The organism is Bartonella occidentalis (genome assembly GCF_037070875.1).
Taxonomy (GTDB): Bacteria; Pseudomonadota; Alphaproteobacteria; order Rhizobiales; family Rhizobiaceae; genus Bartonella.
Genome location: NZ_JAYMZJ010000001.1, coordinates 208,347 through 219,556 on the forward strand (window position 1 = coordinate 208,347; position 11,210 = coordinate 219,556).

9 protein-coding genes and 1 tRNA gene are annotated in these 11,210 nt (G+C 35.9%); 4 read left to right on the forward strand and 6 right to left on the reverse strand.

Going from position 1 to position 11,210, the window contains the following annotated elements:
• The first annotated feature begins 97 nt into the window (after positions 1–97).
• Complete coding sequence (locus tag WCP78_RS00945; RefSeq protein WP_336279103.1) at positions 98–799, forward strand: TlpA disulfide reductase family protein; 702 nt, start codon at positions 98–100, stop codon at positions 797–799.
• Between the two features lie 84 nt (positions 800–883).
• On the opposite strand, the gene WCP78_RS00950 is transcribed toward WCP78_RS00945, so the two are convergent.
• The 4 genes from WCP78_RS00950 to holA all read right to left on the reverse strand — a co-directional run bounded on the left by WCP78_RS00950 (position 884) and on the right by holA (position 5,036).
• Positions 884–1,111 (reverse strand): hypothetical protein, encoded by a 228-nt coding sequence (locus WCP78_RS00950; protein WP_336278645.1) that lies wholly within the window; start codon positions 1,109–1,111, stop codon positions 884–886.
• Positions 1,112–1,281: 170 nt separating this feature from the next.
• A complete protein-coding gene (locus WCP78_RS00955; protein WP_336278646.1) occupies positions 1,282–2,136 on the reverse strand; it encodes a YihY/virulence factor BrkB family protein in 855 nt (284 codons plus the stop codon).
• A gap of 354 nt (positions 2,137–2,490) precedes the next feature.
• Entirely contained in the window at positions 2,491–3,423 is a 933-nt protein-coding gene (locus WCP78_RS00960) for a prephenate/arogenate dehydrogenase family protein (RefSeq protein WP_336278647.1), read from the reverse strand.
• A gap of 569 nt (positions 3,424–3,992) precedes the next feature.
• Positions 3,993–5,036 (reverse strand): DNA polymerase III subunit delta, encoded by a 1,044-nt coding sequence (holA, locus tag WCP78_RS00965; protein ID WP_336278648.1) that lies wholly within the window; start codon positions 5,034–5,036, stop codon positions 3,993–3,995.
• 780 nt (positions 5,037–5,816) lie between these two features.
• On the opposite strand from holA, the gene WCP78_RS00970 reads away from it, so the two are divergent.
• Positions 5,817–5,891 (forward strand) — tRNA-Gly (locus WCP78_RS00970).
• 1,261 nt (positions 5,892–7,152) lie between these two features.
• Here the strand turns inward: WCP78_RS00970 and WCP78_RS00975 are convergent.
• Together WCP78_RS00975 and thiD are read right to left on the reverse strand one after the other, a co-directional pair.
• On the reverse strand, positions 7,153–7,329 hold the full coding sequence (locus tag WCP78_RS00975; RefSeq protein ID WP_336278649.1) for a hypothetical protein: 177 nt from the start codon (positions 7,327–7,329) through the stop codon (positions 7,153–7,155).
• A 558-nt stretch (positions 7,330–7,887) separates the two neighbouring features.
• Positions 7,888–8,751, reverse strand: coding sequence for a bifunctional hydroxymethylpyrimidine kinase/phosphomethylpyrimidine kinase (gene thiD, locus WCP78_RS00980; protein ID WP_336278650.1), 864 nt, complete (start codon positions 8,749–8,751; stop codon positions 7,888–7,890).
• A gap of 104 nt (positions 8,752–8,855) precedes the next feature.
• Here thiD and WCP78_RS00985 point away from each other — a divergent pair, with 104 nt between their 5' ends.
• Together WCP78_RS00985 and WCP78_RS00990 are read left to right on the forward strand one after the other, a co-directional pair.
• Positions 8,856–9,656 (forward strand): lysophospholipid acyltransferase family protein, encoded by an 801-nt coding sequence (locus WCP78_RS00985; protein ID WP_336278651.1) that lies wholly within the window; start codon positions 8,856–8,858, stop codon positions 9,654–9,656.
• A 105-nt stretch (positions 9,657–9,761) separates the two neighbouring features.
• The gene (locus WCP78_RS00990; protein WP_336278652.1) at positions 9,762–10,823 is read left to right on the forward strand and encodes a D-alanyl-D-alanine carboxypeptidase family protein; all 1,062 of its coding nucleotides are present in this window, start codon (positions 9,762–9,764) and stop codon (positions 10,821–10,823) included.
• Positions 10,824–11,210: the final 387 nt, after the last annotated feature.

An 11,210-nucleotide genomic window follows, 5' to 3' on the forward strand; every position in this document is an offset into this window, starting at 1 on the left:
TCATTTTTTACAATAACAGTTCTAGCACATTAGGCCAATTTTACATTTGATTTCTTATCCCTCACATTTTTAAAATATCCATTAAAAGGACAGAATGATGATCTCTCAAATTTTTACCCGCTCCAAAAAAAAGGTGAGAAAAATACAATTCTTCACTACATTTTTAATCATCTCCTTGGGTTTTTATGCGGCAATAAACGACCAAGCCGACAAGATGGCATATTTTATTCCCAATTTCATTTCATCAGCTATAGCAAAAGAAAAAAATACTAGCAAAACACAAGAAGAAAAAATACTTGCAATAAAAAAAGCAGCCAAAGGCTTTTTTGCCAACATGCGATTTGCTGACACTCCCTATGATATGGGTCAACTTTCTTTTAAGGATATTCAAGGAAAAGACCATAAGCTCGCTGAGTTTAGTGGAAAACCGATTCTCGTCAATCTGTGGGCCATTTGGTGTCTACCATGCCGTACAGAAATGCCAGAATTAGCACAATTAAAACGTGAAATGGGTGGGGAAAATTTTGATGTTATAGCCATTAATGTTGATAACACTGGATCTTTTACAAAGATTCAGAATTTTTTACATGATACTCATGCAGATGATTTAGTCTACTATCGCGATACAACAATGAATATTTTTAAAAATGTTAGAAGACAACTTTTAGCTTTAGGATTACCCATTACATTTCTCGTCGATAAAAATAGTCACCTCATTGCTTCATTCAATGGTGCAGCTCCATGGGGAAATGACGATGCTAAAGCATTCATTAAATCTGTCATTCAAGAAATACAATAACTGAGGTCTTTTAAAGCATTGTGTATAGAAGAAATCCAATACAGAAAAACAGTCTTTGCGATAAACAATAGAATACCATATGTATCACGCGCTCTGTTCTTGCAGATTTTGCATAAGATTTGATATCACCACTAAAGCTTGGCCAATTAAATTTACAAAAATATATTCTGTAGGCAAAAAACAAACGCTAACCCCGCCAAACACAAGTGCTGCTAAAAACATCCCTCGGAATGTAATAATGGCATTAGCCTCATTTACACAGTGCTCTATAAATCTAATTACGAAATTAAACTTTCGTGTAACAATAACCATCAAAAGAATACCTCATCCAGAGAGGAACTCAAAACACCATCACTATAATGCTTTGAGCTTATAATGATTATAACAGAAAAAATTTCAGAGCTTACAAATTCAAATACTAATCACAAATAGCAGCAGAACAAACTTTTCTATGTGTTTGCATAGTTTGATAAAAAGCTTTTTCATTCATCTGAATTTTGCAAATGATTGCGATAAAATATAATTGCTGCGTTTATTTCTCCTCCAAAAATAAAAATCGCACTCAGCATATAAAGAAGAATAATAGCAGCCATGATAGACGCTAACCCTGCATAGGTGGAACTATAACCAAACATCGCGACATATTGAGTAAAGGCAATGGAAGCAACAAACCAGAGAAATATTGTCACTAAAATTCCCGGCAAAATATCTATAAATTTTCTTCGCCCAGCTGGCAACCATTTATGAACAATGAAAAGGCTTATAAAAAGAACAACAAAAACAATAGGATAACGCCATAAGCGAATAATACCAATATATTCACTCATAAAAAGAGAATGATTTCGCATAATTTTAATCAGCAAAGGCACCATAATTAATGAAATGCTAAGCATTACAAGGCCAATTGCTCCAATGACCACGAAAAACAAACTTTGCAAACGGCAAAAAAATAAATTACGATGATCAATAACGCGATAAGCCTTATTCAAGGCCGTACGTAAAGCCTCTACCCCATTAGAACTAAAATATGCTGCTACAATGGCGGAAATCGTCAGTAAATCTCCTCGATGTGTCGTCAAAACATTAACAACTTCCTGAGATAAAGGCTCTGCAATCGCATCTGGCAATAACTGTATAAGTGCTTTAACTTTTTGAGGCGTATAAGTAAAAGCTCCAAGAAAACTAGCAAAAGAAGTAACAAAAATAAAAAAAGGAAAAAATGACAAAAGCCCTGAAAGTGCAACATGGCTTGCAAAAGCATTTCCGTTATCACGCAAATAATGACTCACAGCATTGACAAGAATACGATAACCATACCTAAATATATTTCTTATCAAAGTTTAGCACTTTCTAACGACATTTTTTTATAAAAAAATGATTTCCTCTATAAAAAACATAAATATTTTAAAAATAAGAATAAATATCGTCAAGTTACAAAAGCTAAATTAACAAACCTAGTCAACTACATAAAAGAAAACATATAACATAATCATCTCATCATATTGTACATACAACCATTTAAATTCTTAAATTACATCATCACTTAGTAGCAAAATAAATAACAGACCTCCTTCATTGCAAGAAAAAGCATGCTATCTTTATCTTGATTTCACTCTTTCTTTTCCAAAGATTTGTTTAAACAAAAAGCACACCAACTTATTGCAAACAAATCTCATTATAGCATCTTCACTTTACATGCTTTCTTTAAGAGCTGCCTGACGCCCAAAATCAGGTACATCAATTTCTTGGCCAGCAGCAATAATGCTGCGCCGCACTTCCCGTGTACGTGTAAAAAAATTAAACAAGACATCCCCATCTCCCCGATGGATTGCTCGCTCTAAATAGGCAAGACCTTCATTAAAGCAACCCAGCATCTCCAAGATAGCATCCTTATTATGCAAACAAATGTCCCTCCACATAACAGGATCGGAAGATGCCAAACGGGTAAAGTCACGAAAACCAGAAGCTGAATAAGCAATTACTTCCGAATTGGTTACCTTTTCTAAATCACTTGCTGTTCCAACAATATTGTACGCAATCAAATGTGGTAAATGCGAGACAACAGCCAAAACAAGATCATGATGCTTAGGATCCATTTTTTCAACACGTGCACCACAAGCTTCCCAAAAAGCAGTTAACTTTTCTACAGCAACCACATCACTGTCGGCAAAAGGAGTTAAAATACACCAGCGCTTCCTAAATAAATCAAGGAACCCAGCATCTGGCCCAGAATATTCAGTTCCAGCAATTGGATGACCTGGAATAAAATGAACCGATTTTGGCAATAAAGGTGCCACTTCTGCAATCACTAATGCTTTTGTTGAGCCAACATCACTCACAATTGCTCCCAGCTTTAAATGATCACGAATATCCTTTGCCACCTGTGCGCTGGCTCCAACAGGAACAGCAATAATAACCAAATCTGCTTTTTCGACAGCTTTTGCACTATCGGTTGTATAAAAATCCCCAAGCTCTAATTCGCGAGCTCTTTTCAACGTCTTCTGGCTCCGAGTAGCGATATTAACTCGATCTGCAAGACCCTCTTTCTTAATAATTCTTGCTAAAGAAGAACCAATCAAACCGATTCCAATCAGTGCTATTTTCTCAAACCGAATAGAATGCATTTTTCACCTTCATAACTCTTTAAAACGACAACAAGATCATTATTGATACCTGATCTGATAATCGACCATAGTTATGTATTAAGCATCTTAAAAACCGTGACCTAAAATAGAGCCACACAGCCAACAAAAATACCTGTACAAATCGCTCACAGATCATTTTCATCTAGAAAATATATCAAAAAATTGAAAGCAGAGAATGTAATATTCGTTGCTTAAAGCTATTACCATCGTCATGATAAAAATCTATCTCTGCTATAAATTTTTTCAAAAATAAGATCTACGCCAAAAGCCATCGATTTCATCATAAACAAACTTCTACAATTTAATTAGCTCTTTTATCACTGGCGTTTGTGAAAAAATGAAATGGCTTTACCTAACCTTTCCTTAACACTAAGTATTGACAATCATGAGCGTAAACTGTCCTCATATTGAAGATTGAGCGGAACAGCCTGTATAAAGATATGCTGGTAATCGTAAAATCGTTTTTCTCCTCTCAACCATGCGAACCAATAAAATGGAATTTTCAATATTCTGATCCAAAACGATAGATGATCAATACAATGAAAATTTTAAGCACCCATTCTACGCCGTGCAACAATTGCCAGTCCTAACAAAGCTTGACGAATAATAGCTTCACCTAAAAGCGGATTTTTACGACTATCCAAAACAGCACGTTGAATTCGTTCCATTGCATAAGAAATTTGTTCTACCCCCCAATATCCCAAGGCACGCTCAACTATTTTTTTTCGCTGAAAAAAGATAGGCGGCTGTGCTTGAGAAACAACTGTAAAAGCGCTTTTACCTTCCACATCTACTTGATAGCGCAAAAGCTGTAATTGCTGAAAATGCCTTTGTGCAGTATTCAGAATAAAAAAATGTGAACTTTGCATCTCTGCATGTCGGCTGAAATGCGCTTCAAAACTTGCTACATCTCCTAGTAAAATAGCATCAATTACTTCATCTTGAGAAAGCGCACTAACATCGCTAACGACAGTCTTTACATCCTCAAGAGAAATATGTGTTTTTCCCAAAACATAAAGGCAAAGTTTTTCCAATTCACGACGCGAAACAAGATGATCCCCTCCCAAATTATGGAGCAACCACTTGCGCGCATCAGAAGAAATAGTAATATTAAAATCACTCAAGGTTTCATTAATTAACGTATCAAGAGAACGAATATCATCGGCAAAACAAGGTAAAGCCATCGCTATTGGTGCTTTTTCAACAACATTACGCAGCCCTGTTCCTTTTTTCAAATCTCCTGCTTCAATTAAAATAATACTTGTATCTACTGGTTCTTTGATTAAAGATTTAAGTGCAGTAAGGAAGTTTTTCTGATTTGCGCCGTTAGAGATCCATATTAAACGATCACCACCAAAAAGCGATAAAGTACGTGCCTCATTATCCAACCGCGCAGGATCTTTATCAATCTCAGCCGCATCCAAACGAACAGTCGAAAAAGGATCGTGTGTTGCAATCTGCATAAGCTTAATAAAACGCTGTACACGCTCACAAACAAGACCCCGATCAGGTCCATAAATAAGAACAACAGGAAAAGAACGCGAAAAGCGTGTTAAAAAATGATCAACCTCATGCGCTTTTTTCTGAGCCAAAACATTCGTCCATTAAGAATTAACCATTATCAAAAACTTCACCAACAAATCTTTTAAAACACACCTCTAAAACCATTCAAACCCTTTAACGCTTCTTGATACAACCTCATAATCACTTCTCCCCTGCAACATCAACACGCATTCATCCTAATAATTAAAAAGTATCACCACCATAGCGATTCGCTTCTTATCTTTAATGTTTTTCGAGGTCAATCATATCAAATAATTAACGCGGCTAAATTGTGTAAATAAAAATATTCTTTGCACTTCAATAGAAGCTATTTTACTTCTGAAACAGGGTTTGTCCTAAAAGCACGCTAATAGAGATATTCACCAGCTTATTACCCAAAAAAATTAACGTGCAACCTGCATTACTGTAAAAATACTGATTACTCTTGTAATAAAAATGCACTTAAAAATTGTATCATATCTACAACCACTGTCTGTCAACACATTTTTATCCCCCTTACGCCCTAAACTTTCAGCTAAAATGCAACATAATTTATCATTTGTGTAATTTCTTACTTTAAGCTTTTTTACTGCTTTTACAAAACTTCCCACTGCAAAACTGCAATAATAATAGTGCAACAATGGATTTTTAAACTTTGCGACTTTGCTTACATTATAATAACTACAGAGGAAGATTTATTAAACAAACTTTATTTCACTTTTTTAATATTGAAAAAATAAATTCACACTAAACATTATTTTTTTGTTGCAATTTGAATAAGCCTACGCCATACAAGCAGTGTTTGAAGTAGATATGTTTTAAATGTATGAGCGGGTGTAGCTCAGGGGTAGAGCACAACCTTGCCAAGGTTGGGGTCGTGGGTTCGAATCCCATCGCCCGCTCCATTGTATAACTAGCTTTAGCGTATGTGGTATAGTATGTTGCTGTATATTACTGCTAGGTTTTGTACCAATACAGTCTTCCCCTAAAGAGATTTTTTAAAAACTTTGATAGATCCTTGAAACTTTAATTTATTTGCTCTGTTTTCTGCAAAGATGTAGCAGCCAAATTCGCAAAGTGATATGTAAGACTTCGTTCGTGCCCCCCTTCAAGCATTTTTTCACAGTTTTTTATCTTCCTCATGCACAGCTAACTTCAATAGGAGGCTATCAGTAAGAACAGATATACGCCTTTGTTCAATTTTAATGCAATCAATAACAACAGATCAAAAAAACCATTAATTCTATGAAGGAGTTCATCCGTTTCACTCTTAGCACCATAAACCTTTCACAAGCGACAACAAGAGTCGCAGATTGAAAAATTTCATCTTTAGTTCGCATGATGTTTCCAAATAGCGCCATCGTGTAATCACGAATATCGTGCCTTACACTCTATGGTCAATGCTCTATAAAAACGACATTAAGGCTCATTCTCTAGCGTAAAACCGGATAAAGCATTTGAACTTAGAAGGAGAATCAAAATGACCTTTTTGTTTACTTATATGTTTTTGATTATTGCTTCACCAATTTTTGTAACAGTTCAAAGAAGCCTCTAAAAATCTTTTAAAGAGTATACTTATGCTCTTCTTTTTTAAAAATCACTCAAAAGCTCCCTCTGCTGATTCTATCAACGAAGTTGTTCTCTTACACACATATGCAAAAACAGAGCTGTTGTTTTGAACCATTGTCTCCTAAAGCTTATCCCTATTGTAAAACCCTCGCAATTTGTTTGACCAATTGCCCAACATAACTGTCCAACTATCATTGTGAACAAATCCCTTTGGGCGTCTCAATACGCCACGCGACTTTTACTTTTACCAATCAAGCACCTATGATTTTACTGTATCAAACAAATTCATTCCATAAAGCAAAATCGTTACTATTAAAGTTTTTTTGCCGATTCATCAGGCTGATTTTTTGGTTGCATCCAAAATGTTTTTTCAAATGTTAAATTTATCACGTACTTTATCTAATAACCCTTCTATTGATTTAAGATAGTGAAAGGGTAAGACTGCAAACTTATCCCTTTTTATTTACTTTCTTAATGGCTCTTCAACCGTACACTATACACCAGCCATTCTAAATCTCTTTCCCTTCTTTCTTCCTATCATCGATGAAACCTAATTATTTCATTGCACCTCACCTTGCAATGAGAGCCGGCCGATCCTTAAAGCTTAGTGCAAATGATAACCAAATTTAAAACTGCATTCTTAGCCTTAAATGCTAAATCACCTACACCGCTTTGAACCAATAGAGTAATTTTGAGCTTTTTATGAGCAACTTTTAAATCTTTATCCTGTTTTTCCATCTGATGATAAACATTTGCCAGCTGATTTTGAGCCAAGCTTAGCAGCCAACTGCTACTTCTTTGCTTTAGAAGCTTTACCATAACCCTTATTCAATACCCATTTAAATACACCACCTGCAGATCGTAAAAATAAACATCTGAAAAAGACAAGATACAACCAAATTAAATGGTTTTTTAGGATATAAACCCGTAAATTATGATGTAAATTATTGGAACCAAAACACACAATTACTTTTTGAGCAATAAGCGAGCAATCTCTGCTAATTGAGCTTCATTACCTTATAAACTATCTTTACTCACCATCTCATCCCAAAGTAAAAATACTTCACTATTCAACATAAAAGCCCTAAAATCCGGCAAAGAAATATCAAATTATCATTTTTGTGATTTTTTGTATAAAAATCCAATTTGACAAAACGCTCATTTAATGAAAAAATTATTCATAGAAACAATGAATTATTCGATTATTCTTCCATAACCCCACCTTTTTCCCGCATTTAGTACAGCGCAAACCCTCATACCAAACTGCATCTTTCTTAAAATGCATCGTTACGTTTAGGAAAAGCACTTCTTCTGAAAGGATACTGTTCCTTCCTATCTCTCATTCCATAATTCACAAAAATGATGAACTGGACCACGTCCTTTCCCTACTTGTAAAACATTTGACGCCGCTAAAGTCTTATTGAGATAGTCTTTTGCTTTTCTTACCGCGCAAAGTAAAGGGTATGTTGGTAAAAGTGCTGTAATTGCTGCTGCGATGGTACAACCTGTACCATGATCGTTGGTGGTAACCAAGCGAGGAGCTTCAAGCACCACAACACCTTTAGAATCACAATAAATATCTGGGCTAAGATAATCATGCTTAATTTTATTCATACGAGAAAAGATATTCAAATGCCCACCCTTCAGTAAAACCGCACCGCAACCAAATTCTAAAAGTTGTGGACTATATTGGTACATAGCATTTAACGACCACTGCACTTCACATCCCAACAACATCGCTGCTTCAGGTAAATTTGGTGTAATCAGAGTTGACATAGGGATAAGAACATCACGAATAACTTCAATCGCATCAGGTTTTAAAAGAACATCACCACTTTTTGCGATCATAACCGGATCAAAAACAATAAATCGAGCTTTGTGATAAACTAAGCGCTCTGCAATAATTTGAGCAATTTGGGCATTTGCTACCATACCAATTTTAACTGCATCAACGTAAATATCTTCAAAAACCGAATCAATCTGTTCAGCAACAAAAGATGCATCCAATGCGTGAAAAGCACATACCCCTTGGGTGTTTTGTGCAACGACAGCCGTAATCACACTCATGCCATAGGTTTTCATTGCGGAAAAAACTTTCACATCTGCTTGTATTCCGGCTCCCCCAGAAGGATCAGTCCCAGCAATAGATAAAATCCGTGGAATAAAAGGCTTGTCGCTACCAACCTGTGATATCATCAATCCTATCTCTTAATGATTTTGAAATATATAAATAAAGTATATCTTTCACGCATATTGCATTATACAAAAACTTTTTTACAGATACGAAACGGAAAAATACAGTGCTGGTTCTTCGTTCTCTTCTCTTTACATTCGCTTTTTATATAACAACTTTTGTGCAAATGATTCTTTATGCACCCTTTTATTTTTTAATGCCGCGCAAAAAGGCATGGATCGTACCTAAAACATGGGCACGTGTTACATTGTTTTTGCAGAAATATATAGCTGGTACAAAGTATGAAATTGAAGGTATAGAAAATTTACCACATGGAGCCTATATCATTGCTCCCAAACATCAATCTGCATGGGAAACATTTAGCCTCGTACCCTATCTTGATGATCCTGTTCTCATTCTAAAGCGCGAATTAATGTGGATTCCTCTTTTTGGCTGGTACATGGCAAAAACACAAATTATTCCAATTAACCGCACAACCCCCATTAAAGCTCTAAAAACTATAATAAAAAAAGCAAAGCAAAAAGTAAAACAAGGACGCCAGATTTTAATCTTTCCTGAAGGAACACGTCGACTTCCTGGTCAGGAAGCAGACTATAAACCAGGAATTATTGCTCTCTACCATGAACTAAAACTACCCGTTGTTCCCATCGCCCACAATGCTGGTTTATATTGGCCGCGCAATAATTTTCGCCGCTATCCAGGAACCATTCGTGTTCGTATTCTTCCCCCCATAGAAGCAGGCTTAAACAAACGTGAATTTCTAGACAAACTCATACAAGAAACGGAGAAATCCTGTGATGAATTGCTTTTACGCGCAGCTCAAGATTCTACCCCTCCTCCTATGCCTCCTTCTGCAATTAAAAGGTTACAAGCACTCAATCATCGTAAAGAAGAAATAAGTACATAATTAACCACATTAATCACATGTTTTGTATCTATATGGACTAAACGTCGTTGTGTGTTACATTAAACTAATTCTAAATAATTGATAAGAAGTAACTGGATTCTCTTAATGCGGAAGCTATTCTATAATCTGTTTTTATCTTTCATTGTGAATTTGATATGTACCCTCGCTCTAGCTCATCCCTTTATCTCTGTTGATGTTGAAACTGGGCGCATTTTAGAGCACAATCAAGCTTTTGATCGTTGGTATCCTGCCTCCTTAACAAAATTAATGACTGCTTACGTCATTTTTCGCGCCATGAGCACAGGAGAAGTTTCACCCAATAAGCATGTTATCATCAGCGACCATGCAGCAAAAGCTCCCGCTTACCGTTCAGGCTACAAAGCTGGTTCTATTCTTACACTTGATACAGCTTTAAGTATCACTATGGTTAAATCAACCAATGATTTAGCTATTGCCATGAGTGAAGCAGTTGCTGGTTCACAAGAAGCTTTTGTAAAAAAAATGAATGCCGAAGCTCAACGCCTAGGTATGTTGGGAACTCACTTTGCTAATGCAAGTGGATTAGAAAACTCACGCAATTATTCCACAGCACGTGATATTGCTCTGTTAGCAGTTCAGATTCGTCGGGAGTTTCCTCAATATGCCCATTATTTTTCGATTCCAGCCATTGATTTTGGTCATGGACAAAAGATCCAACCTAATTCAAACAATCTCATTGGCCGTTTTGATGGAATAGATGGCATGAAAACGGGTTTTATTTGTGCTTCTGGCTTTAATCTTGTTGCCTCAGCAACTCGGAATAAACGCACAATCATCGCTGTTGTTTTAGGAGCTACAAATATAAGTAAAAGAGAAAAAAAAGCTGCTCAACTCCTAGAAGCAGGTTTTTCAAATCAAGGATCAATACAATTAACGCTAGCCACACTAGAACCTTATGGCACAAAAATGGCACAAGCAACCGATATAAGACACCAAACATGCACGCCCGAATCCACAAGAATGCACGTGGATTATTATGACAAAAAAGGATATGTTATCATTAAATCACCGTTAATCAACGCTTCACCTTCTATTATTCTTCCTTTATCAGTCGGACTTGTGAGCGCACCACCAACGCATAGAATAAAAGTAAAGCCGCTAAAGAAACCTTACATTCCGCATAAATAACAAGACCCATTCAATAATGAAATCAGAAAATTATCACCAATAATGATAATGAGTATAAAATAACGCGCATTCTTATAATTCTCATTAGTAAATTCTGAGGCTTTGACAAAACAGCTTTGCTCAACTGAGTGCTACGAGATCCTCTTTTAACCGGATAAGTACTGTTATCATTAATGAATTCGATGAAATGAGTATTGATCACCTTCTCGTTAAAGAACTACAGAGGAAATAATAGAATTTGCCAACATCTGCCTTTGCTGCAATTTGCGCAGCAATCTTATCGATATATTAACTGATGTAATTAATTGATCGTGTTCACACAGGGTATATCAAAAAACTAAATCGCGCTGTATTGCAACAAAAAATTTAACCGATCCCATCCCTATT